Genomic DNA, 23,578 nt, shown 5'->3' with positions numbered 1-23,578 from the left:
CCGGGGGAGGTGAAAGGCGCCTTGCGCCTAACGCCGGCGCCGCAATCCCATGCCGCGTCCCGCCGTTTCGGGGCGCGGCAGTTTACTGTGCTGCTCGGCCACCTGCCGCAGACGCGCCAGAATAACCTCGGGCATCGGCGCCACCTTCGGTCCCGACTGGTCCACATGCAGCGCGATCCCCTCGCCCGTCGCCACAACGACGCCATCCTCGCGGATCAGCTCCTGGTAGCTGTGAAAGCGTTTTTCGTCATGGTCCAGGATGCGGAACGCAGCCTGCACCCGGTCGCCCAGCTTCAGCTCGCGCAGGTAGCGCACGTGAAACTCCGCCGCATAGGTGGTGCACCCGCTCGCGGCGCGATACTCCGGCCCGAAGCCGATCTCGGCATAGGCCTCGTCTGCGGCGCGGTCGAACAGGACCGTGTAATAGCCCATGTTCATATGCTGGTTATAGTCGATCCAGTCCGCCTCGACGGTGTGGAAACTGGACATCAGGGGCGCAGGCTCGGTCATGGTAGATGCCATAGCATGGGCCTTGGGCGCATGACCACGCTTTACGCGCCCACCAGACCAATTTATACCAGTTATACCGAAATTGGTCTGGTCCGATGAGCACAGAAACCCAAGACACCGCCCCCGAACTGCGCCTCGCCCATCCCGTCGGCGCCACCGTGCAGATCGTCGTCGACACACTCTTCGCGCGCATTAAGTCCGAGGAATACCCCCGCGACACCCGCCTTCCGTCCGAGCGCACGCTCGCCGCCGAACTGGGCGTCGCCCGCAACACCGTGCGCGAGGCGCTCGACGTGCTCGAAGGCCAGGACGTCATCCGCCGCCGCCCCGGCGCGGGCAGCTTCGTCACCTACCGCTCCACGCCCCAGGCCCCGGTCTCGCCCGATTCCGTCGCCGGCGAGACCAGCCCCCTCGACCACCTCGTCGTGCGCGGCATATTGGAGCCGGAAATCGTCCGGCTGGCGGTGGTGAACATGACCCCGCGCATGCTGACCGCGCTGTCCGAAACCCTGTCGCGGATCGAGACCGTCACCACCGATATCGACGCCTTCATCGCGCTCGAGGAACAGCTCTACCTGCAGATCGCCGAAGGCACCGGCAACGCGCTTCTGGCATCGTGTTACCGGCTGGCCATCGACACCTACCGCGAAAGCTATCGCACCCGCCTGCGCCGCCGCGCGCTCACGCCACGCCGGATGCAGGACTACCAGAAACGCTACAACACGCTCTACAACGCCATCGCCTCGCGCGACGTCGGCCAGGCGGTGGAGTTCATCAAGCTGCATCTCGTCGAGGAACAGAAACTGCTTCTGCAAGACGATTAATGTGCCTTAACTCCGGTTAACGCCCGCCAAGACTTTTCAGGAAAGTCTTGGCAAAAGCCTTCAAAAGGCTTTTGCACCGCACGCCCCATTCACTTGCCAAATCAGCAAAAAACGCACCGTCAGAATACCACCCGGATACCGACGCAATACCGACACGCCGATTCGGCCCGATTCGCCCGCGTTCACCCTTCGGTCGCGTCCTCCTCCTGCACCACGCGCGCCCCCAGCGCCAGCACCCGCTCATAGGACAGCCGCTGCTGCCACATCTGCCCCAGGTCCTGCATCTCCGCCCGCAACAGATCCTCGTGCCGCCGCAGCCATCCCGGCACCGACCCGAACGCCACGACCCTTGCCCGCCCCTCCTCGATGCGCACCACCGGCCAGTCGCCCACCAGCGCGTTGTCGATCCCGAACATCTCCGTGCCCCACCACTCGGCGGGACCGAAGGCATGTGTGACCTCGCCCAATTGCTTCATCGCCGCCAGCACGCTTGCCGGCGCCACGCTGTCGGCCTTTTCCACCGCGGCGTGCCAGATATCCAGGATCGCCGCGTATTCCCAGCTCACGGCCGTCCAACTGTCGGGATAGGCGGCGTTGTATTCCTCGTAGAACGCATTCGGCTGGTTGAAGAAGAACGCCTTCTCGCTCAGCGCCGGATCGTCGAAATCGGGGAACTGGAACACCACGCCCTCCATGAAATCCCTGCCCAGCCGCTCCACCAGGTGACCGTAGTGATCGAAGGTGCAGGACAGGATTTGTCCTTTGAACCCCTTGGCATGGGCGTGTTCCGTCATCGCGTGCACCATCGGCGTATAGCTGGTGCACCAGCACAGGATGTCGGGGTTCGCGGCCAGCATCGGCCCCACCACATTCTCCGCCGGCGCGCCTTCCGCGGGGTACTGCACCTCGTGCACGATCTCGACCCCCGCCGCCTTGAACGCCGCACGGTACGTGGCCAGCGACGGCATGCCCATGCCGTCCTGCTGCGCGCAAAGCGCCACGGTCTTCAGCTCCGGATGCCGCTGCGTCAGCCACTCCACCCCCGTGACCACGTAAACCGGATGCACTTCCGACGGCGCGATAAGATAGGGCGCGTCCGGCGACAGGTCCGAGGGCAGCAGGGTCGAGGTCAGGATGCGCTTGTCCATCAGGTCCTGCCCCACCGCGCGATAGGCGTCGCCGCCCAGCATCATCATCAGCTTGATGTCGTGTTCGCGCATGAGCGCCCGCGCCCCCTCGCGCGCCGCGTCAACACTTTCTCCACTGTCGCAAGCATGAATACGGATCGGATAGCGCCGCCCCCCGATCAGCACCCCGCCCGCGTTGTTCAGCCACCGCTCCCAGATGCGGCAGCCCTGCAATCCGGGCAGCCCCCAGCTTTCCGCCTGCCCCGAAAGTGGCGCCAGAAAACCGATATCCACTGTCCGCGCCATGCCCACCGACAGGCGCGGCATCACCCCCGAAAGGGCCAATCTCTGAGCAAAACTTGATGTTTCCGCGGCCACCGCACGCTCCATTAAGGAATCCTTGACAGACTGGTCCAGTCTTTGGCTTAGTAAAAGGAACCAAAAGAACCAAAGTCAATAATTGGTCCACACCAATCTAGGGAGATACATTACAATGGCCAAGAAAAGAGTTGCCGTCATCGGCGCGGGACCGTCCGGGCTGGCGCAATTGCGCGCCTTCCAATCTGCCGCCGACAAGGGCGCCGAGATCCCCGACATCGTCTGCTACGAAAAACAAAGCGACTGGGGCGGTCTGTGGAACTACACATGGCGCACCGGCGTCGGCGCGGATGGCGAACCCTGCCACGGCTCGATGTACCGCTACCTGTGGTCCAACGGCCCCAAGGAGGGGCTCGAGTTCGCCGATTACACGTTCGACGAACACTTCGGCAAGGAAATCGCCAGCTACCCGCCCCGCGCCGTGCTTTTCGACTATATCGAGGGCCGGGTGAAAAAGGCCGGTGTGCGCGACTGGATCCGTTTCAACAACGTGGTCCGCGACGTGCGCTACGACGACAAGACCGGCAAGTTCACCATCACCGCCCGCGACTCCAAGGCCGACATGGAATCCGAGGAGGAGTTCGACAATGTCATCGTCGCCACCGGCCACTTCTCCACGCCCAACGTACCCCACTACCCGGGCTTCGACACGTTCAACGGCCGCATCCTGCACGCCCACGACTTCCGCGACGCGCGCGAGTTCGAGGGCAAGGACATCCTGCTGATGGGAGCGTCCTACTCGGCCGAGGATATCGGTTCGCAATGCTGGAAATACGGCGCCAATTCGATCACCACCTGCTATCGCTCCGGCCCCATGGGCTATGACTGGCCCGACAACTGGGACGAGGTTCCGGCGCTGGAGAAAGTCGAGGGCAAGACCGCCCATTTCTCCGACGGCCACACCCGCGAGGTGGACGCGATCATCCTGTGCACCGGCTACAAGCACCACTTCCCCTTCCTGCCCGACGACCTGCGCCTGAAAACCGCGAACCGGCTGGCGGCGGACGACCTCTACAAGGGCGTCGTCTGGATCGAAAATCCCAAGATGTTCTACCTCGGGATGCAGGACCAGTGGTTCACCTTCAACATGTTCGACGCCCAGGCCTGGTGGGTCCGCGACTGCATCCTGGGTCGCATCGCCCTGCCCGACAAGGCGACGATGGAGGCCGACTGGAAAAAGCGCCAGGCCGACGAGGACGCGCTCGAGGACGATTACGCCTGCATCCGCTACCAGGGCGACTATACCGAGGAGCTGATGGCCGAAACCGACTATCCCGGCTTCGATGTCGAGATGGCCTGCCAGCAGTTCTACGCCTGGAAGAAGCACAAGAAGAAGGACATCATGGCCTTCCGCGACCACGGCTATGTCTCGCCCATGACAGGCAAGCAGGCGCCCGCACACCACACGCCGTGGAAAGATGCGCTGGACGACAGCCTGGAAAGCTACCTGCAAACCAGCTGAGCCGGTTACTCGCCGGCCCGCCATGCCGCGGGCCGGCGCTCTCCTTGCCACAGCTCTTCCTCTGGCCCGAAATATCCCGGAGAGCGCGAGAGGCAGCGCCTCTCGCCCCGGTCGACGCGGGCGCAGCCCGTGGCGAAACCGCTCTTAACCGGCTTTCATCGCCGCCCCCAGCCGCGCCGCGCGGCGCCCCGGCTCCTCGCGCCCGATCGACCGGCAGAGGATGATCACCGGCAACAACCCGAACGCCACCAGCACCAGCGAGGGCACCGCCGCCTCGTGCAGGCGCTCGTCGGCGGCCAGCCGGTGCGCCTGTACCGCCAGTGTCTGAAAGTTGAACGGATGCAGGATCAGTGTCGCCGGCAACTCCTTCATCACGTCCACGAATACGATCAGCAGCGCCGTCAGCACCGAGGATCGCGCCACCGGCAGATGCACCCGCATCAACAGCTTCGGCCCCGATTGCCCCAGCGACCGCCCGATGGCATCGAAATGCCCCGGCACGGTCGCCATGCCGCTGTCATAGGCGTTGAGCGCGGCGGCCATGAACCGCGTCATGTAGGCCAGCACCATCAACCAGATCGACCCGGTGATCAGCAGCCCCGTATCGATGCCGAAATTGCTCTCCATGATCCGGTCGATCAGGTTGTCCGCGGCGGCCATCGGCACCATCAGGCCCACGGCGATGACGCCGCCGGGCACCGCGTATCCCAGGCCGGCGGCCACCACCAGCGCCTTGCTGCCCCGCGTGGGCCGGGTGCGCGCGCGGAACCCGATCAGGATCGCGCCCATCACCGTCAGGACCGCCGCAACCGAGGCCAGCAGGACCGAATTCTGCATGAAGCCGATATAGCGCGCCGCAAAGAGGTTCTGGCCCGATCCCACCGCCATCGTGCCCAGCATGATGACCGGGACGATGAAGCCCAGCAGCACCGGCACGAGGCAGACCAGTGTCGCGATCCATCCCGCGCCGCCGGTCAGCCGCGGCTTTTCCAGCGTGTCGAACCGCGCCCCGCGTCCCGCCGTCTGCGCGCGGCCCCGCTGCGCCCGCTCCAGGCCCGCCACCAGCAGCGCGAACATCAGCAGGCACAGCGACAGCTGCGCCGCAGCGGGCCGGTCCCCCAGGCTGAACCAGGCCTGGTAGATCCCCGTGGCGAAGGTCTGCACGTTGAAGAACGCCACCGTGCCGTAATCCGCGATCGTCTCCATCACCGCCAAGAGCGCGCCGCCGGCAATGGCAGGGCGCGCCATCGGCAGCGCCACCCGCCAGAACGCCGCCATCGGCGAGCGGCCCAGCGTACGCGCCACCAGGAACGCGTTCGACGATTGCTGCCGGAACGACGCCCGCGCCAGCAGGTAGACATACGGGTAAAGCACGATGATCAGCATCAGCGCCGCACCGCCCAGGCTGCGGATCTCGGGGAACCAGTAGTCGCGCGGCCCCCACCCCGTCAGGTCGCGCAGCAGGGTCTGTACCGGGCCGGGATGATCCAGCAGATAGGTATAGGCATAGGCCAGCACATAGGCCGGAAAGGCCAGCGGCAGCGCCAGCGCGATCTCCAGCCAGCGATGTCCCGGAAAGCGATAGACCGTCACCAGCCACGCGGTGACCGAGCCTATGACGGCGGTGGACAGCCCCACCACCACCACGAGGATCAGCGTCGTCGCGGTATAGCGCGGCAGGACACTCGACAGCACGTTGCGCCAGGTGTCCAGATCGCCGGTGAACGCGGCCAACGCGGACGCGATGATCGGCGCCACGCATAGCGCGACGACGATCCAGGCCAGGCGGTGCAGCAGGCTTTCCGACATGCGGCGTGCAGGTCCTCAAAGGGTGTTGGCGCCCTTCGCTGCCACATCCCGCCGCGACTTGCCAGCAAAAACCCGACAAAAACGTTTGGCCGGACCACACGTTGCGCAGCCGTCAGAGCTGCAGAGCCATCCCGGACGTGATCCGGGATCGCCCGGATCGCCCTCACTTGGTCAGGATCAGCTTGCCCGCCCGCGTGATCCGCAAGGTGTAGACCTTGTCGTCCAGCGTGATCTGCGCGGTCGTGCGACCTTTCGTCAACTCTCTTGCGTCAAACAGGGCCTCGCTGGTTTCGGTATCGGCCACCAGCTGCGGCATCGCCTTGGTCTGTGCGCGGATCATGCCCGGACCTCCCCGGCGCGTTCCAGCAGCCGTTCGATCATCAGGTCAAGGCACAGCCCGCTGGCCATCGCCGATCCGAGAAGGGGAAAGTTCACGTCCGGCACGCCCACGTGCCGCGGCTCCAAGCCTGCCGATTCTGTCTGTCGGATCACATGCATGATCGCGCTCCATTGCTTGCGATTTCAGGGGGTGGCTGACCGATCCGGCTGGCTTGACCTAATTTCTGATCGATTTAGTCAGAAATGTCAACTCGCAGGATCTGCCCTGCCTGCGAAGGCACGGCACCGCCGATACTGCCGCGCGGGATCGCGGTGGCGTTCAGGATCGCGAAACAGGCCTTGCCGGGGGCCAGGTCCATCTCCGACGCCGCCCTCTGGGTGATCCGCGCCAGGAACATGTCATCGCCCGCCCGCAACTGAACCGCCACGCCCGGCCCCATCCCGCGATGCAGCGCCACGACCCCGACCGGCAGCACGTTGTGCGACGACAACCCCTCGGGCCGCGCCTGTGACAGCAGCACGTCCCCCGCCAGCACCCGCAGCCGGATCATGCTGCCCTCGGGCGCGGTGACGCCGGGCAGCAACAGCTCCCCGCCCGACAGCGCCAGGCGGCTCAGCCCGTCGGCCCCGTGCTCGGCCACCCGCGCCGGCAGGATCGCCCCGGCCTCGCGCACGCCGACCAGGGGCAGCGCCTTGGGATCGCTCAGCACGGCCTCGGCCCTGCCCGACAGCACCACCTGCCCGCGCTGCATCACCACCAGGTCATCGGCCAGCCGCGCCACCTCGGCCAGGTTGTGCGAGACGTAGACGATCGGCACCTGCGCCACGTCCCGCAACCGCTCCAGATAGGGAAAGATCTCGTCCTTGCGCGGCTCGTCCAGCGCCGCCAGCGGCTCGTCCATCAACAGCAGGCGTGGCCGCGACAGCCAGGCCCGCGCCAGCGCCACCCGCTGTTTCTCCCCGCCCGAGAGCCTGCCGGGCCGCCGCTCCAGCAACGCCTCCAGCCCCAGCAACCCCACGACCCGCCCCATCTCGGGCCGGTCCAGCCCACCGGGCGCATAGCGGGCACCGTATTCGATATTGGCCCCGACACTCATATGCGGAAACAGCCGCCCGTCCTGAAAGACGTAGCCGATGCGCCTGCGCGCCGCCGGCACGTGCACGCCCCCTTTGCCGTCGAACAGCACCGTATTGTCCAGCGCGATCCGCCCGGCATCGGGACGCAACAGCCCGGCGATGGCATTGACGACGCTGGATTTCCCCGCCCCCGACGGCCCGAATAGCGCGGTCACCCCGGCGCCGGCCTCGAACGCCACGTCCAGGTCCAGCCCCGGAAACCGATGCCCTATCTCGACGCTCAGGCTCATCGCGTAATGTCCTGACCGATGCGCCGCGCCACGCGCCGGGCCAGCCATTCCGACACCAGCACCGCGCCCAGCGCCACCACAGTCGCCAGCACCACCAGCCGGATCGCCGCCGTCTCCCCGCCCGGAACCTGCAGAAAGGCATAGATCGCCGACGGCAAGGTCTGCGTCTCACCGGGAATGTTGGCCACGAACGTGATGGTCGCGCCGAATTCGCCCATCGCCTTGGCAAAGCCCAGCACCACGCCCGCCAGGATGCCCGGCGCGATCAGCGGCAGCGTCACGGTGCGAAACCGCGCCATCCGGCCCGCGCCCAGCGTCTCCGCCGCCTCTTCCAGCTTGGGGTCCACCGCCTCGATCGCCAGCCGTATCGCCCGCACCATCAGCGGAAACCCCATGATCCCCGCCGCCAGCGCCGCGCCAGTCCAGCGAAAGGCGAACACGATCCCCCAGTCGGCCAGCACCCGGCCCACCGCCCCGTTCATCCCGAAGGTCAAAAGCAGAAGATATCCCGTGACCACCGGCGGCAGGACCAGCGGCAAATGCACCAGAGCGCTCAGCAGCGCCTTGCCCGGGAACCGCTTGCGCGCCAGCACCCACGCCATCGCGACAGCCAGCGGCAGGCTGACCAGCACCGCCCAGAACGACACCTTCAGCGACAGCGCCAGCGCCGCCGATTCCGCTTCGGTCAGGCCAAAGGTCACCGATCGTCTCCAAGCACCACGAATCCATGCCGCTCGAACGCCTGCCGCGCCGCGTCGCGCTGCAAATGCGACAGCACCCCGCGTGCGGCCTCGCTGTCGCGCCCCGCAATCAGGGCCGCAGGATATACGATCGGGGCATGCAGGCGTTCGTCGATCTCCGCCAGCACCACGACGCCCGGATCGGCCTGCGCATCGCTGGCATAGACGACGCCCAGCGGCGCCTCGCCGCGCGACACCAAGGCCAGCGCCGCGCGGACGTTCTCGCTCTCGGCCAGTTGCGGGCGCAGCGCCTGCCAAAGGCCCGCCGCCTGCATCCACTCCTTGGCATAGATACCCGCCGGGACGGCCTCAGTGTGGCCCACGGCCAGCCGCCCCCCGGCCAGCCTGCCCGTCAGCGTGGCGGCGTCCACGCGGCCAAGCGGCGCCGCGCCTTTCGGACCCACCAGCACCAGCCGGTTGCCCAACAGGTCCCGGCGGCTGCCGGCGTCCACAAGGGCCTGCTCCTGCAGCCAGTCCATCCAGGCCACGTTCGCCAGGATCACCACGTCCGCGGGCGCACCCTGCGCGATCTGCCGCGCCATGGTGCCCGACCCGCCATAAGACACGCGCACGTGCGCCTCTGCCCCCTCCAGCGCGGCATCGAGCGCCCCGCGCAGGGACGCGGCGGCGAAAATGGTGACCGGCGCATCCGCCCGCCCCGGGGCGACCGTCGCCAGCATCATGCAAATGATTGTCAGAAGGCCGAAAATGCGTAACATCGGCGCAAGTATCCTGCACCTGCGGAGGCGACACAAGAGCCGTGGCACAGCGCCATTTACGTTTCGGAACCGACGAAGCGCTGCAACGCGGCTAGGAAATGCGCGGCTATCATGGAAAATTCATGTGAATCGAATAAGATTATGCTAATACTTCGTATATACATTCCGGTCTGAGCAGACGGGCAGGAGAGAACCCGATGACCCTACAAAGCAAAGATCAGCTTCCCCTGGCGCTGCAAATTCCCGACAAGCGCGACGTGCGCACCCAGTTCGGCGCATTGTGTTACCGGATGAAGGCGGGCCAGCCGCAGGTCCTGATGATAACCTCCCGGCGCACCGGACGCTGGATCATCCCCAAGGGCTGGCCGATCGAAGGCAAGACCCCCGGCGACAGCGCCCTGCGCGAAGCCTGGGAAGAGGCCGGCGTGCGCGGCAAGATTGCGGGCCCGTGCCTTGCGCTCTTTTCCTATTCCAAGGGCGTCGGCACCGTCGACAAGCTGCCGTGCGTCGTCATGGTCTACCCGGTGAAGGTTAACGCCCTGGCCGATGACTTCCCCGAGGCCGGACAGCGCAAACGCCGCTGGATGAGCCTCAAGAAGGCCGCCAAACGGGTCAACGAGCCCGAGCTTGCGCACCTGCTGAAAACCTTCGACCCGCGCAAGTTGTAAATCGCCCGGCACCGCTCTTCCGCTTGATTGTACCGGGATTTTGCCTATTTGTTACACGTCGGATAGCGGAGCGGAACGGTGATCAAGTTCACCCTGAGATGCAAAAATGACCACCAGTTCGAAAGCTGGTTCCAGTCGGCTGCGGCCTTCGACAAGCTCGACGCCGCCGGCATGGTGTCCTGTGCCGTGTGCGGAAACGGCTCGGTGGAAAAGGCGATGATGGCCCCCAGTGTCCGCGCCAGCCGAAACGCCGCCCCGGCCCCGCAGGCCCCGTCGGCGCGCGGCGGCCTCTCCGCCCCCACCGACGACCGCGCCCGCGCCATTGCGGCCCTGAAACGGCAGGTCGAGGAAAACTCCGAATATGTCGGCACCAGTTTCGCCAAACGGGCCCGCGACATGCATGACGGCGTGACCCCGGACCGCCCCATTCATGGCGAGGCGAAACCCGAGGAAGCCCGCAGGCTGATCGAGGACGGCGTGCCGATCCTGCCCCTGCCCTTCGTTCCAAGCCGAAAATCGAACTAGCCTCTCGCAATGCCGCCTGCCGCCTCCCGGCATGGCGCAGATGCCCACCGCGACCCCAAGGAGCCTTGCCATGCATGTTGTCATAACCGGCGCCAACCGCGGCATCGGCGCCGCCCTCGTCCGGGGCTATGCCGCCCGGGGCGACGACGTCACCGGCACATCCCGCGACCCCGAGGCCGAGTACACGCTCGACGTCACCGACCCGGCCAGCCACCGCGCCTTCGCCGCGCGGCTCGACGGCGCGCCGGTGGATCTGCTGATCTGCAACGCCGGCGTCTACCTCGACAAGGGCGAGACCCTGCCCGACGGCTACCCGGCCAAGATGTGGGCGGACAGTTTCGCCGCCAACGTGACCGGGGTCTTCCTGACCGTCCAAACCCTTCTGCCCTGCCTGCAGGCGGCAAAGGCGGGCCGGATCGCCATCATTTCCAGCCAGATGGCCAGCCACGAACGCGCGCCCGGCGGCAGCTATATCTACCGCGCCTCCAAGGCGGCCGCGCTGAACCTGGGGCGCAACCTGTCGAAGGACCTGGCACCCCTGGGGCTTGCGGTCGGGATCTATCATCCCGGCTGGGTGCGCACCGACATGGGCGGCGACGGCGCGGACATCTCGGTGGACGAGGCCGCCGCGGGCCTGATCGACCGTTTCGATGCGCTCGACACGGACAGCACGGGCTGTTTCAAGACCTGGGACGGTCAGGACCACCCGTTCTGACGCGCCATTTTCTTCACCGAAGAAAATGCCCACGAAAATTCGTACGAATTTTCTAGGCCGCGCCCGACCCACGCTCCGCTCTTGCCCTTCCCTGCGCACCCGCGTAAAGCACCTGCGATCTGACCCAAGGACGCAGCCATGCCCCTGCTCGTGATGAAATTCGGCGGCACTTCGGTGGCCAATATCGACCGCATCCGCCGCGCGGCGAAACGCGTGGGCGTCGAGGTGGCCAAGGGCTATGACGTGATCGTCATCGTCTCGGCCATGGCCGGGCGCACCAACGAACTGGTCGGCTGGGTCGACGAGATCTCGCCGCTCTACGACGCCCGCGAATACGACGCCGTGGTCAGCTCGGGCGAGGCCGTGACCGCCGGTCTGATGGCCCTGACCTTGCAGGAAATGGACATCCCGGCGCGCAGCTGGCAGGGCTGGCAGGTGCCGCTCAGGACGAACTCGTCGCACTCCGCCGCCCGGATCGAGGAAATTCCCACCGACAACATCAACGCCAAGTTCGGCGAAGGCATGCAGGTGGCCGTGGTCGCGGGCTTCCAAGGCGTCAGCCCCGAGGGCCGGATCACCACGCTGGGCCGGGGCGGCTCGGATACGACAGCGGTCGCCTTCGCCGCCGCCTTCGGCGCGGAACGCTGCGACATCTATACGGATGTCGACGGCGTATACACCACCGACCCGCGCATCACCGACAAGGCGCGCAAGCTCGACAAGATCGCCTTCGAGGAAATGTTGGAACTCGCCAGCCTGGGGGCCAAGGTCCTGCAGACCCGATCGGTCGAGCTGGCGATGCGCTACAACGTGCGCCTGCGCGTGCTATCAAGTTTCGAGGAACAATCGGACGACGCAGGAACCCTGGTCTGCGCCGAGGAGGAAATCATGGAATCAAACGTGGTCAACGGCATCGCCTATTCCCGCGACGAGGCGAAGATGACCCTTATCTCGGTCGCCGACCGGCCCGGCATCGCCGCCGCCATCTTCGGGCCGCTGTCGGATGCGGGCGTCAACGTGGACATGATCATCCAGAACATTTCCGAGGAAGGCCGCACCGACATGACGTTCTCGTGCCCCACCAACCAGGTGGCCCGCGCCGAAAAGGCGCTCAAGGGCGCCAAGGAAAAGGGCGAGATCAACTTTCATGACCTCGTGGCCGACACCAACGTGGCCAAGGTCTCGGCCGTGGGCATCGGCATGCGCAGCCAGTCGGGCGTCGCCGCCAAGATGTTCCGGACGCTGCGCGACGAAGGCATCAACATCAAGGTCATCTCGACCTCCGAGATCAAGATCTCGGTGCTGATCGACCGCAAGTACATGGAACTGGCCGTGCAATCTCTGCACGACGCGTTCGAGCTGGACAAGACCGCCTGACGGACCGCCCCGGCGCCCTGCGGCGAGATACCGGCACGACGGCACGCCCGCTTTCAATAGCCTCGCACCGGCCCGCTCTTGCGGCAGGGACAAGCGCGATCCGACGCCGATCGGGCAATATCGAGGCAATTCACGGGGCTGCGCCGCTCCGCGCGCCGCCGCGCGACATTGCCATTTCACAATACCGGCAACCTGTGATTTAAACGTCCCGGCTCCGGCCAGAACGGCCCAATGGAAAGGCTTCCGAACGCCATGTCACCTTCCGGCGATCAGATCGAGACGGACAGCCGCCAGATGCTCTCGCGCCTGCGCGCGCTCATGGCCGAGGACGCCGCCGGACAGGCCCGGCTCGACGCGATCACCGCGCTCATCGCCGAGGAAATGCGCACCGAGGTGTGCTCGATCTACCTCTTCCGCGACGAGGACACGCTGGAGCTTTGCGCCACCGAAGGTCTCAACCGCGACGCCGTGCACCAGACCCGGATGAAGCTGGGCGAGGGCCTGGTGGGCCGCGTCGCGCGCACCGGCAAGGTGGTCAACACCGACAACGCGCCCGCCGCCCGCGGCTTTCGCTACATGCCCGAAACCGGCGAAGAGGCCTATTGCTCGTTCATGGGGGTCCCGATCCAGCGGCTGGGCGAAACCCTTGGCGTGCTGGTGGTGCAGTCCAAGCAGGCCCGCGAATATTCCGACGAAGAGCTTTACGCGGTCGAGGTCGTCGCCATGGTCATCGCAGAGATGGCCGAGCTGGGCGCCTTCGTCGGCGAAGGTGCGGCCATGTCGGCCCGCCACCAGCAGCCCGTCCTGTTCCGCGGCGGCATCGCCCAGGAAGGTGCCGCGCAGGGCCATGTCTGGCTGCACGAGCCGCGCGTCGTGGTCACCAACCCCATCGCCGAGGATCCCAACCGCGAACTGGAACGGCTGGAAGAGGCCGTGGACACCCTGCGCGTGGGCGTCGACCGCATGCTCTCGACGGCGGCCACCGGCGACAAGGAACAGCTCCAGGTGCTCGAAGCCTACCGCATGTTCGCCAATTCCAAGGGCTGGATGAAGCGGATGGAGGAAGACATCTCGCGCGGTCTCTCGGCCGAGGCGGCGGTAGAAAAGGAACAATCCACCACCCGCGCCCGGATGACCCAGGTCACCGACCCCTACCTGCGCGACCGGCTCCACGACCTTGACGATCTCTCGAACCGCCTCTTGCGAATCCTCACCGGCCAGGGGTCGGAAACCGGGGCGGAAATGCCCGACGACCCGATCCTGATCGCCCGCAACATCGGGCCCGGCGAACTTCTCGACTATGGCCGCCGCCTGCGCGGCATCGTGCTCGAGGAAGGCTCGGTCGGCAGCCACGCCGCCATCGTCGCCCGCGCGCTGGCGATCCCGCTGGTCATACATGCCAGCCGCATCACCAACGAGGCGCTCAACGGCGATTTCATCATGGTCGACGGCGACCAGGGCGTCGTGCACCTGCGCCCCGACGACAACGTCGTCACCGCGTTCCGCGACAAGATGGCGATGCAGGCGCAGGCCCAGGAACGCTATGCCTCGATCCGGGACAAACCGGCCGAAACGCTCTGCGGCACACGGCTTGCGCTGCACATGAACGCCGGCCTCATGGCCGACCTGCCCAGCCTCGCAGGCTCGGGCGCCGAGGGCGTGGGCCTCTTCCGCACCGAGCTTCAGTTCCTGGTGCGCGCCCACATGCCCCGCCGCTCGGAACTGAGCGAGCTATATTCCCACGTCATGGACGCCGCCCGTGGCAAGCGCGTCTGCTTCCGCACCCTCGACATCGGCTCCGACAAGGTGCTGCCCTACATGAAGGTGGTGGACGAGCCCAACCCCGCCCTCGGTTGGCGCGCGGTGCGCGTGGCGCTCGACAAGCCCGGGGTCATGCGCATGCAGCTGCAAGCGCTCGTGCGCGCCGCCAAGGGGCGCCCGCTGTCGGTGATGTTCCCCTTCGTCGCCCAGCGCGAAGAGTTTTCCGCCGCCAATGCCGAGATGCAGAAGGCGCTGGACCGCGAACGTATCCTGGGCCACCCCCTGCCCTCGGACATCGAGGTCGGCGCGATGCTGGAAACGCCGTCATTGGCCTTCGCGCCCGACGCCTTCTACCACGAGGTCGATTTCCTTTCGATCGGCGGCAACGACCTCAAGCAGTTCTTCTTCGCCGCCGACCGCGAGAACGAACTGGTGCGGCGGCGCTACGACACGCTCAATGTCAGCTTCCTCAGCTTCATCGAATCCATCGTGAAACGCTGCGAGGCGCATGGCACCCCGCTCAGCTTCTGCGGCGAGGACGCAGGCCGCCCGGTCGAGGCCGCCTGCCTTGCGGCCATCGGCCTGCGCAGCCTGTCGATGCGCCCGGCCTCCATCGGCCCGGTGAAATCCATCCTGCGCCGGGTCGATCTGGAAGAGCTCTACGAGGTGATCGACGGCGTGCGCATCGCGGGCGACCAATCGGTCCGTCCGGCGGTCATGGACTACCTCAAGGGCAAACTCTGAGCCGCAGAAAACTCGTACGATTTTTCTCCGGCCCGGCCCTCAGGCGCGCTTGACGCTCGGAAGCGCCACTAGTTCGCGAAAATCCTCCAGCAGTTCGGCATGGTCGCGGTCGGCCTCTATGGCCAGCCGGCGCAGGCCGAAATGCACATGCGCCATCTGCTGGTAATAGCTGGTGAAGGCATAGTTGGTCGCCGCCCCCGCCGCCGCCCCCAGGATGGGGACCGTCTGCGCCGCCAGCTTCTGCCCCAGCACGGTGGCCAGCCGTGGCGCGACCTTGGCCACCAGCGCCTGAACCGCCTTGCCCGACACCGCCACGCGCGTGCTGAGAAACGCAAGATCGCTGCCGTCGTCGTGGTCCAGCGGCCCGGCGGCGGCGAAAACCTTGATACAGTCGTATTGCACGCCCGGCTCGTCCGGGTCGAAGCCGTATTCCGCCGCCACGTCCTGAATCGCGCGCAGCAGCACCGTGGTCGTGACAGGCAGTTCCGCCAGCGCCGTCGGCAGTCCGCCGGCGCCGCCCGCGGCCCCCATCGCCGTGGTCATCGCACGGCTCAGCCAGCCAGGGCTCTCGGCCACGTATCCGCGCGAGCGGTGCGCCGTGTCCATCGCCAGCCGCAGCGCCCGCTCGGTGCTGTCGTCCAGCCGCGACCGCACCGGCGCCGGCAGGCGCGACAACAGGCCTTCCGCCTGGCTGCCGATCATGTTGAGCACCTGAATGCCGACATTTCCGGCCCGCCGATGCCGCTCGGCCAGCGCCTTCAGGCGCGCCTCCACCGCGGTCGCATCTATCGCCGCCGGCAGGATCTCGGAGTAGGATTTCTTGCCCATGCCTAAAAGATCGGGCACCGCGCCCTCATTTTCAAGCGTCACGCACGACTTTACCGGCAATCCCGTCCCAGGCCCCGGGGCTCAGCGCGAACCCCAGCACCCGTTCGGGGTTGGTGGGCGGCGGCATCTTCACCTTCTCCAGCCGGCTGAACCCGAACCGCGCGTAATACGGCGCGTCCCCCACCAGCATCGCCCGGTCCCACCCGGCGGCATGCCCGATCCGCAGCGCCTCGCGGATGAGGTACCCGCCCAGTCCTTCGCCCTGTCGGGTCGGGTGCACCGCGATGGGCCCCACCAGCAATGCCCGCGCCGTGCCGATCCGCACCGGCCAGACCCGGATCGCCCCGGCCAGGATACCCCCCTCGTCCCGCGCCACCAGGCACAACGCCGCCACCGGCGCCACGCCCTCGCGCAGCCGGTAGGACGACAGCGCCTCGCGTCCGGGCGCAAAGCACAGGTCGTAGAGCGCCTCGACCTCCCACCAGTCCTCGCGTGTCTCTTGGTGCAACTCGTACACGGGGGCGCATTATCCTTCGAAAAACAGGTGGATCGTCGCGTAGCACGCGTTTAGGCCTATGTCCAAACGCATTCGTCCCAACCCGGAAAGTTGCTCATGTTCTACCGCCCCGAAGACGGCCACGGCCTGCCGCACAACCCGTTCAACGCCATCGTCGCACCCCGGCCCATCGGCTGGATCTCCACCCGCGGCAGCGACGGCTCGGAAAACCTCGCGCCCTATTCCTTCTTCAACGCCGTGGCCTATGTGCCGCCGCAGGTGATGTTCTCCTCGACCTCGACCAAGCCCGACCGGGGCGACACCAAGGACAGCGTCGCCAATATCCGCGACGCCGGCGTCTTTTGCGTGAACATCGTGGAATACGCCCTGCGCGACGCGATGAACCGGACCTCGGGCCCCTGGCCCAGGGACACCGACGAATTCACCGATGCCGCCATCGAACGCGCCGCCTGCGAGACCATCCCCTGCTCCCGCGTGGCCGCCGCGCCCGCAGCGCTGGAATGCAAGCTGACGCAGATCGTCGATCTGCCGGGCGAGGCCAACAAGGTGGTGTTCGGCGAGGTCACCGGCGTCTACATCCGCGACGATTGCCTGAAGGACGGCATCTTCGACGTGCTCAGCTTCAACCCACTCGCGCGGATGGGCTACAAGGATTACACCGTGGTGCGCGAGAAATTCGCCATCGCGCGTCCGGGCGATAGCTGAAGAGACCGGCCGCGCATTGCCGGGCCGCGGTGCGGCGATCCAACGGCCCGTCTACAGCGCTTTATCGCTGCCAAATCCGAAAAACCTGCGAGCGGAGCACCAAGCTGTACCAAATCGCCGTGCCGTTGGGGCGGCCCGGCGATGCGCGGCGGCACGGCAGAGCCGTGCCTTGACTCCGCGCGCAAGTGCAGAACACTGACCCCGTCCCGGGCCTGCCCCGGGACCTCTATGACAAGGAGATCCCGGATCACGCCCGGGATTGCGTAGGGTGGGTGAAAACCCACGCGCCGCCGCCCCGGAAGACCGTCAATGCCCCGCGCCCAGGACCCCCGTCTTGACGTCGTAGTCCACGGCCAGCCCGTAATCGGGGTCATCATCGCTGTCGACCATCAGGTGCCCGGCCTTGTTCAGCATCCGGTGGCAATCCCGCGTCAGGTGCCGCAATTGCAACCGCTTGCCCGCCGCCAGGTACTTGCCCGCCACCGCCTCGATGGCCTGCAAAGCCGACTGGTCCACGACCCGGCTCTCGGCGAAATCCACGATCACCTTGTCGGGGTCGTTCTCAAGATCGAACAGCTCCACGAACCCGCTGGCCGAGCCAAAGAACAGCGGCCCCTGCACGCGGTAGACCTTGGTGCCGTCCATCTCCTTGCCGGTGATAGCATGGATGCGCTTGGCATTGTTCCAAGCATAGGTCAGCGCCGACACGATCACCCCCACGACCACGGCGATGGCCAGGTCGTACTGCACCGTCACCACCGTCACCAGCACGATCACCAGCGCGTCCGACAGCGGCACCTTGCGCAGGATCCGCAGCGAGTTCCAGGCAAAGGTCCCGATCACCACCATGAACATCACGCCCACCAGGGCCGCCAGCGGGATCTGCTCGATCAGCGGCGAGGCGAAAAGGATGAAGATCAGCAGGAACACCGCAGCACAAATCCCCGCGATCCGTGTCCGCCCGCCCGATTTCACGTTGATGATCGACTGCCCGATCATGGCGCACCCACCCATGCCGCCAAAGAAGCCGGTCACGGTGTTGGCCACGCCCTGCGCGATGCATTCCTGGCTGGCCCCGCCGCGCTTGTTCGTCATCTCGCCCACCAGGTTCAGGGTCAGCAGGCTCTCGATCAGGCCGATGGCGGCCAGGATCACGGCATAGGGCAGGATGATCTCGAACGTCTCCAGCGTCAGCGGCACGGTCGGAACATGGAAGGGCGGCAACCCGCCCTGGATCGACGCGAGGTCCCCCACGCGCGGCACGTCCAGCCCGAACACCACGACGATCCCGGCCACCAGCCCGATGCCGGCCAGCGGCGCCGGGATCACCTTGGTCACGCGCGGCATCAGCCACACCACCGCCATGGTCAGCGCCACCAGCGCAAGCATGGTGTAAAGCGGCGCGCCCGACAGCCATTCGCCTCCGCTCATCCCGTGGCCGGTATTCTCCATCGTGCCAGGCACCTTGAACTGGCCCAGTTGCGCCAGGAAAATCACGATGGCGAGGCCATTGACGAAGCCCAGCATCACCGGATGCGGCACCAGCCGGATGAACTTGCCCCAGCGCAGCACGCCGGCCGTCATCTGCAAGATCCCCATCAGGACGACCGTGGCGAAAAGGTATTCCACCCCGTGCTGCGCCACCAGCGACACCATCACGACGGCCAGTGCGCCCGTGGCCCCGCTGATCATGCCGGGCCGGCCGCCGATCAGCGCGGTGATCAGCCCCACGATGAAGGCTGCGTAAAGCCCCACCAGCGGATGCACCCCGGCGACAAAGGCGAACGCCACCGCCTCGGGCACCAGCGCCAGCGCCACGGTCAGCCCCGACAACAGCTCGATCCGCAGCCGCGTCAGGCTCAGCCGCTCTCCGGGCGTCAGGCTCAATTCGGACAGATCGAAGCGTTTGGCCCAGTCGGCCAGCAAGGTGCGTTTCACGGGGGGTATCCTGAATGGTATTTTTCGCGCGAGCGTCCCCCTAACGCGAACCCGCCTGATTGACCATTGCCAATTTCAGGACCCCGCCATGACCGTGGCGGAATTACTTGCCGTAATACTCGCGGAACCACGCCACGAACTGCTTCACGCCGTCGCGCACATCCGTATCGGGGCGATACCCGGTCAGGCTGTGCAGCAGACTGGCGTCGGCCCATGTGGCGGGCACATCGCCCTTCTGCATGTCCATCAGGTTGCGCTCGGCGGTCATGCCCAGCGCCGCCTCGATGGCGTCCACGAAATCGGTCAGGCGAATGCTGTCAGAATTGCCGATATTGACCACTCGGTAGGGCGCCACCGGCGACAGGCTGTCGCCCTCGGCGATGTCCTCGGGGCGGTCGGGCCGCACCGGCGCTGCGTCCATCAAAAGGCGGATGCCGCGCACCAGGTCGGTGACATAAGTGAAATCCCGGTACATCTCGCCGTGGTTGTAGACGTCGATGGGACGCCTCTCGAGGATCGCGTCGACGAACTTGTAGAGCGCCATGTCGGGCCGTCCCCAGGGCCCGTAGACGGTGAAAAAGCGGAACATCGTCGTCGGCAGGTTCCACAGGTGGGCATAGGAATGGCCCATCGCCTCGGTCGCCTTCTTGGTGGCGGCATAGATTGTCATCTGCGTGTCGGCCTTCTGCGTCTCGACATAGGGCATGTCGGTCTCGGCCCCGTAGACCGAACTGGTCGAGGCCATCAGCAGATGGCGCACCTCGTGCCGCCGTGCGGCCTCCATAACGTTGAACGTGCCCACCACGTTGGCGTCGATATAGGCGCGCGGGTTCTCTAGGCTGTAGCGCACGCCGGCCTGGGCGGCCAGGTGCACGATGATGTCGGGCGCGCAGTCATCGACCGCGTCGTCCAGCGCCGCCACGTCCTCCAGCATCGCCTCGTGCGCCTTGAATTCGGGCGATTGCAACAGCATCTGGTGCCGCCGCGCCTTCAGTCGCACGTCGTAGTAATCCGTCAGCCCGTCAAAGCCGTGCACGACCATGCCTTCGTCCAGCAGCAGCCTGGCCAGGTGAAATCCTATGAAGCCGGCCGTGCCGGTAATAAAGACCCGTGTCATATGCCCGCTGTCCGTCTTGCCCCGATTTGCGCCCAACGGTTAAAGGGCGCGGTCCCGTTGCACAAGACCCCGGCCCCTGCTCAGTCGCCCGTCGCGGCATCGACGGTGTGCCGCGCGACCGCGCGGCGCAGGTCGGGCGCAAAGGCCACGTGACAGCCCCGCCCGGCCTCTTTCGCGGCATAAAGCGCAAGGTCGGCATCGTCCATCATCACCGCCAGCCGCGGGGTGGCGTAGTTCGCGCTGCGCGTGGTCCCGATGCTGCCGGAAATCCGCGCCACCTCGCCGCCGATGCTCAAAGGTTCCTCCAGCCGCAGGATCAGGCGTCGCGCCAGTTCGGCCAGCCGCGCGTCCGACAGCGCCTCGGCGAAGATCAGAACGAACTCGTCCCCGCCGACGCGGATGATGGTGTCCTCACTGCGGGTTTCCTCGCGCAGAATGCGCGCCACGCGGCGCAGCACATGGTCGCCCGCCGCGTGGCCCATCGTGTCGTTCACGGACTTGAAGTAATCCAGGTCCAGGTGCATCAGCGTGAAATCCGCACCGCGCGCGATCAGGCGGCGGATTACCGGGTCGAGCTCGCGGCGGTTGCGCAAGCCGGTCAGCGTGTCGGTATGGGCCGCTTCCTCCGCCGCGGCCTTCGCCCCCTGCAGCCGCTGGCTCAGTTTCTGAAAGGCGTCCATGACGGCCGCTTTCGCCTCGACAAGGTACAGCATCTCGACCGCAAGGTCGGTCGCCGCGAAATCGCGGCTGGTCAGGTCGTGGCGGCCCACGGCGTCGATCAGGCCGATCCCGAATGACAGGTCCACGATCAACCCGCCCGGCGGCCCGATCCCCCGGTCCCCTGGCAAGGGGGCCGCGACGCCTTTCAACTCGATCCCCGGTGCGTCGCGCAACACGCAATGCAGCCGCCGGCCCACCGCCGCGCGCAGGCCCGCCACCCCCGGCGCCAAGTGCGGCCGCTTCACGTCGAAAAGTTCCAGGAACGCGCGACCGGTCAGGCCCGCAGGGCCCAGGACCTTTCGCGCGGTCGGCCCAGCATGGACGATCCGCCCGTCCGCATCGAGCACCAGGTGCATCGGACACAGCACATCCAGCAGCGTCCCCGGCGCCGCGCTCCTGTCGCTCGTCACAGGGCCGCCCCCAGCGAAAAGCTCCGCCCCCGGGCAAAGGTCTTCTCAAGCACGCGCACCTCGATGGTCTCGACCCCGTCGCGGCGCCCCTTGTGATCCAGCGTCACCAGCACGCCGTAATCGTCCGCCATCGCCCGCAGCAACCCCAACAGCACGTAGCCAAAGGACAATCCGCCGGACTGCCCCGCGCCGACGGCGACCGAAAACCTGTGCCCGTCGTGATCACACAACTCTATCGGCGGCAGGATCAGTTGCGGCACCGCCAGCCGCGCCCGCGCCGGAAGATCATCCAGGGAATGCAGGAAATCGGTGAAATCCGTGCCGGAAAACCGCAGCAGACGCCGCAGCGCCTCGGCGGTGGGATGCGACACCAGGTAGGTGCCGATATCCTCCAGTATCGCGGCCTCGGGCTTGTCCAGAACCCGCGACACCCCGGCCAGCACGTCCCGCGTCACCGTGTCGGGGTAATCCAGCATCGCCTCGAAGTCCTGCGGCACCAGTTCCGACCGGCCGGCCACCTCGCCCCAGGTGTCCTGCCCATAGGTATCACGGACGAAAAGTTCGATGGCCCGGTTGATCAGCCCGTGCATGTCACGCTCCTGCTACCGGCAAAGCCTTTGCAGAACGGCGTTAACAAGCCATGGACGTTTCCAATTGTTGCTATTTCCGGCCTGCGCACGCGTCAGAAATCCGTCGGCGCGCCGCCTTCCTCCTTGCGCCGGGCGACGAAGGTTTCCAGTTCCTCGCGCACCGCGTCCTCGATCGGGGGCGCCTCGAAACTGGCGATGATGTCGCGAAAGATCTGGTGCGCGCGTTGCGGGGTCCAGGCCGCGCCAGACGCCTCCCATGCCTCGAAGTTCCGCCAGTCGCTCAGGAACGGCTGATAGAACGCTGTGGTATAGCGGTCCTGGGTGTGCTGGATGCCGAAGAAATGCCCCTGGTTGCCCACTTCGCGCACCGCCTCCAGCGCAATCTCGTCGGGGCCGGTCGCAGTAAGCATCGGATCCATGTACCGCTGGATATGCTGCAATATCTCGCAATCCATGATAAACTTCTCGGGGCTGGCGATCAGCCCGCCCTCCAGCCAGCCGGCGGCATGATAGACCATGTGCGCCCCCGACTGCACCGCCGACCACAGGCTGTTCGAGGTTTCCCACATCGCCTGCCCGTCCGGCACGTTCGCCGCGCACACACCCGACGCGCGCATGGGCAGCCCGTAAAACCGCGCCATCTGCCCCGTCATCTGGGTCGCACGCATGTATTCCGGCGTGCCGAAGGCCGGCGCGCCCGACTTCATGTCGACATTGCTGGTGAACGTGCCGATGGCGCAGCCCACCCCGGGCCGGATCGCCTGCGCCAGCACGATCGCGCACAACCCCTCGGCCAGGCTTTGCGCCACCGCGCCCGCCATGGTCACCGGCGCCATCGCCCCGGCCAGCGTGAACGGCGTTACCACCAACCCCTGGTTGCGCCGCGCCAGGCGCATCCAGCCGTCCAGCATCGGGAAATCATGCTTCAGGGGCGAGGTGGAGTTGATGTTGGAATACATGTGCGGGCGCGCTTCGAATTCCGCGTCCGAAAGGCCCGCCGCGATGCGCACCATCTCCATCACGTCCTCGACCCGCTCCCGGCCCAGGCAATAGGCATGCGCCACCTTGTCGGTCAGCGTCAGCTTGTCATAGAGAACATCAAGGTGCCGCACGCTGGCATGAACGTCCTGCGGCTCCACCGGGTAACCACCGACGAAATGCACACAGTTGAAATACTGGCTCAGTTTCAACAGGTTGGCGCACATCTCGCGCGTGCCTGTCACCTTGCGCCCTATCCCCATGTCCCAATAGCTGGGCGGCGACGACACGTTCCCGAAATTCAGGTGCCGCCCCCCGAGCGTGATGGCATGATCCGGGTTGCGCGGCGTGATCGTGAATTCGCTCGGCGCCTTGCCGATCATCTCCATCACGAAATCGCGGCCCATCCGCACGTTCTCGCCATTGATGTCGCACCCGCCGGTGCCGCGCAGGACCTCCACCGCCTCGGCGTTCAGGAACTCGATCCCGATCTCCTCGAGGATGCGCATCGCACCGTCATGGATCGCCTCGATCCCGGCCTCGTCCAGCGGCTCGACCGGCCGGTCGATGTTGATCGGCGGGTTCCAGGGCATCTGCTCGATGACGGCGGTGCCCCGGCGTGTCGCGTTTCCGGCCCGTCCGCCACTGCGTTTCCTGCGTAAGGCTGTCTCTGCCATGGTGAGTCTCCTGCTGGACCCTTCCATGCAACC

23 protein-coding genes are annotated in these 23,578 nt (G+C 66.4%); 8 read left to right on the top strand and 15 right to left on the bottom strand.

The features are described 5' to 3' along the window. Positions 1-27: 27 nt before the first annotated feature. Positions 28-510: a thioesterase family protein gene (locus tag ACQY4V_RS03550; protein WP_428515537.1), complete on the bottom strand. Its 483-nt coding sequence runs from the start codon at positions 508-510 to the stop codon at positions 28-30. A gap of 95 nt (positions 511-605) precedes the next feature. On the opposite strand from ACQY4V_RS03550, the gene ACQY4V_RS03545 reads away from it, so the two are divergent. Continuing rightward, on the top strand, positions 606-1,334 hold the full coding sequence (locus ACQY4V_RS03545) for a FadR/GntR family transcriptional regulator (protein WP_428515536.1): 729 nt from the start codon (positions 606-608) through the stop codon (positions 1,332-1,334). A 182-nt stretch (positions 1,335-1,516) separates the two neighbouring features. Here ACQY4V_RS03545 and ACQY4V_RS03540 read toward each other — a convergent pair whose 3' ends face one another. Further along, the gene (locus tag ACQY4V_RS03540) at positions 1,517-2,851 is read right to left on the bottom strand and encodes an ABC transporter substrate-binding protein (RefSeq protein WP_428515535.1); all 1,335 of its coding nucleotides are present in this window, start codon (positions 2,849-2,851) and stop codon (positions 1,517-1,519) included. A 103-nt stretch (positions 2,852-2,954) separates the two neighbouring features. On the opposite strand from ACQY4V_RS03540, the gene ACQY4V_RS03535 reads away from it, so the two are divergent. Then, on the top strand, positions 2,955-4,301 hold the full coding sequence (locus ACQY4V_RS03535; protein ID WP_428515534.1) for an NAD(P)-binding domain-containing protein: 1,347 nt from the start codon (positions 2,955-2,957) through the stop codon (positions 4,299-4,301). A gap of 144 nt (positions 4,302-4,445) precedes the next feature. Here the strand turns inward: ACQY4V_RS03535 and ACQY4V_RS03530 are convergent, their stop codons facing one another. From ACQY4V_RS03530 to modA, 6 genes are all read right to left on the bottom strand, one after another. After that, a complete protein-coding gene (locus tag ACQY4V_RS03530) occupies positions 4,446-6,110 on the bottom strand; it encodes an ABC transporter permease (protein WP_428515533.1) in 1,665 nt (554 codons plus the stop codon). A gap of 163 nt (positions 6,111-6,273) precedes the next feature. After that, on the bottom strand, positions 6,274-6,426 hold the full coding sequence (hemP, locus tag ACQY4V_RS03525) for a hemin uptake protein HemP (protein ID WP_254701860.1): 153 nt from the start codon (positions 6,424-6,426) through the stop codon (positions 6,274-6,276). A 20-nt stretch (positions 6,427-6,446) separates the two neighbouring features. Next, positions 6,447-6,608: a hypothetical protein gene (locus ACQY4V_RS03520; RefSeq protein WP_428515532.1), complete on the bottom strand. Its 162-nt coding sequence runs from the start codon at positions 6,606-6,608 to the stop codon at positions 6,447-6,449. A 74-nt stretch (positions 6,609-6,682) separates the two neighbouring features. Next, positions 6,683-7,816, bottom strand: coding sequence for a molybdenum ABC transporter ATP-binding protein (modC, locus tag ACQY4V_RS03515; RefSeq protein ID WP_428515531.1), 1,134 nt, complete (start codon positions 7,814-7,816; stop codon positions 6,683-6,685). Next, the gene (gene modB, locus ACQY4V_RS03510; protein ID WP_428515530.1) at positions 7,813-8,517 is read right to left on the bottom strand and encodes a molybdate ABC transporter permease subunit; all 705 of its coding nucleotides are present in this window, start codon (positions 8,515-8,517) and stop codon (positions 7,813-7,815) included. The genes modC and modB overlap by 4 nt, the downstream gene beginning before the upstream one ends. After that, a complete protein-coding gene (gene modA / locus ACQY4V_RS03505; RefSeq protein WP_428515529.1) occupies positions 8,514-9,275 on the bottom strand; it encodes a molybdate ABC transporter substrate-binding protein in 762 nt (253 codons plus the stop codon). Before modA ends, modB begins: the two co-directional genes overlap by 4 nt. Positions 9,276-9,472: 197 nt before the next feature. On the opposite strand from modA, the gene ACQY4V_RS03500 reads away from it, so the two are divergent. The 5 genes from ACQY4V_RS03500 (at position 9,473) to ptsP (ending at position 15,065) form a co-directional block, all read left to right on the top strand. Next, a complete protein-coding gene (locus tag ACQY4V_RS03500) occupies positions 9,473-9,943 on the top strand; it encodes an NUDIX hydrolase (RefSeq protein WP_428515528.1) in 471 nt (156 codons plus the stop codon). 78 nt (positions 9,944-10,021) lie between these two features. After that, positions 10,022-10,468 (top strand): DUF1178 family protein, encoded by a 447-nt coding sequence (locus ACQY4V_RS03495; protein WP_428515527.1) that lies wholly within the window; start codon positions 10,022-10,024, stop codon positions 10,466-10,468. Between the two features lie 70 nt (positions 10,469-10,538). Continuing rightward, positions 10,539-11,183 carry an SDR family NAD(P)-dependent oxidoreductase gene (locus ACQY4V_RS03490; RefSeq protein WP_428515526.1) on the top strand — a complete coding sequence of 215 codons (645 nt, stop codon included), beginning with the start codon at positions 10,539-10,541 and terminating at the stop codon, positions 11,181-11,183. Between the two features lie 138 nt (positions 11,184-11,321). Beyond that, the gene (locus ACQY4V_RS03485; RefSeq protein WP_152491766.1) at positions 11,322-12,560 is read left to right on the top strand and encodes an aspartate kinase; all 1,239 of its coding nucleotides are present in this window, start codon (positions 11,322-11,324) and stop codon (positions 12,558-12,560) included. Between the two features lie 252 nt (positions 12,561-12,812). Further along, positions 12,813-15,065, top strand: coding sequence for a phosphoenolpyruvate--protein phosphotransferase (ptsP, locus tag ACQY4V_RS03480; protein ID WP_428515525.1), 2,253 nt, complete (start codon positions 12,813-12,815; stop codon positions 15,063-15,065). A 39-nt stretch (positions 15,066-15,104) separates the two neighbouring features. On the opposite strand, the gene ACQY4V_RS03475 is transcribed toward ptsP, so the two are convergent. Beyond that, on the bottom strand, positions 15,105-15,893 hold the full coding sequence (locus ACQY4V_RS03475) for an EcsC family protein (protein WP_428517145.1): 789 nt from the start codon (positions 15,891-15,893) through the stop codon (positions 15,105-15,107). A gap of 31 nt (positions 15,894-15,924) precedes the next feature. Beyond that, positions 15,925-16,410, bottom strand: a complete 486-nt coding sequence (locus ACQY4V_RS03470; RefSeq protein ID WP_428515524.1) for a GNAT family N-acetyltransferase — start codon at positions 16,408-16,410, stop codon at positions 15,925-15,927. Between the two features lie 96 nt (positions 16,411-16,506). On the opposite strand from ACQY4V_RS03470, the gene ACQY4V_RS03465 reads away from it, so the two are divergent. After that, complete coding sequence (locus ACQY4V_RS03465; protein WP_428515523.1) at positions 16,507-17,115, top strand: flavin reductase family protein; 609 nt, start codon at positions 16,507-16,509, stop codon at positions 17,113-17,115. Between the two features lie 306 nt (positions 17,116-17,421). On the opposite strand, the gene ACQY4V_RS03460 is transcribed toward ACQY4V_RS03465, so the two are convergent. The 5 genes from ACQY4V_RS03460 to ACQY4V_RS03440 all read right to left on the bottom strand — a co-directional run bounded on the left by ACQY4V_RS03460 (position 17,422) and on the right by ACQY4V_RS03440 (position 23,545). Continuing rightward, the gene (locus ACQY4V_RS03460; protein WP_428515522.1) at positions 17,422-19,053 is read right to left on the bottom strand and encodes a SulP family inorganic anion transporter; all 1,632 of its coding nucleotides are present in this window, start codon (positions 19,051-19,053) and stop codon (positions 17,422-17,424) included. Between the two features lie 103 nt (positions 19,054-19,156). After that, positions 19,157-20,170 (bottom strand): NAD-dependent epimerase/dehydratase family protein, encoded by a 1,014-nt coding sequence (locus ACQY4V_RS03455; protein WP_428515521.1) that lies wholly within the window; start codon positions 20,168-20,170, stop codon positions 19,157-19,159. Positions 20,171-20,250: 80 nt separating this feature from the next. Further along, positions 20,251-21,300 (bottom strand): diguanylate cyclase domain-containing protein, encoded by a 1,050-nt coding sequence (locus tag ACQY4V_RS03450; RefSeq protein ID WP_428515520.1) that lies wholly within the window; start codon positions 21,298-21,300, stop codon positions 20,251-20,253. Further along, on the bottom strand, positions 21,297-21,890 hold the full coding sequence (locus tag ACQY4V_RS03445) for a heme NO-binding domain-containing protein (protein WP_428515519.1): 594 nt from the start codon (positions 21,888-21,890) through the stop codon (positions 21,297-21,299). The genes ACQY4V_RS03450 and ACQY4V_RS03445 overlap by 4 nt, the downstream gene beginning before the upstream one ends. Positions 21,891-21,982: 92 nt before the next feature. Continuing rightward, entirely contained in the window at positions 21,983-23,545 is a 1,563-nt protein-coding gene (locus tag ACQY4V_RS03440; protein ID WP_428515518.1) for a trimethylamine methyltransferase family protein, read from the bottom strand. Positions 23,546-23,578 lie beyond the last annotated feature (33 nt).

It is taken from the genome of Roseovarius sp. (assembly GCF_965277045.1).
Lineage (GTDB): Bacteria > Pseudomonadota > Alphaproteobacteria > Rhodobacterales > Rhodobacteraceae > Roseovarius.
Note: the sequence above shows the minus strand (reverse complement) of the source record. Positions and strands in the feature narration are given on the sequence as shown.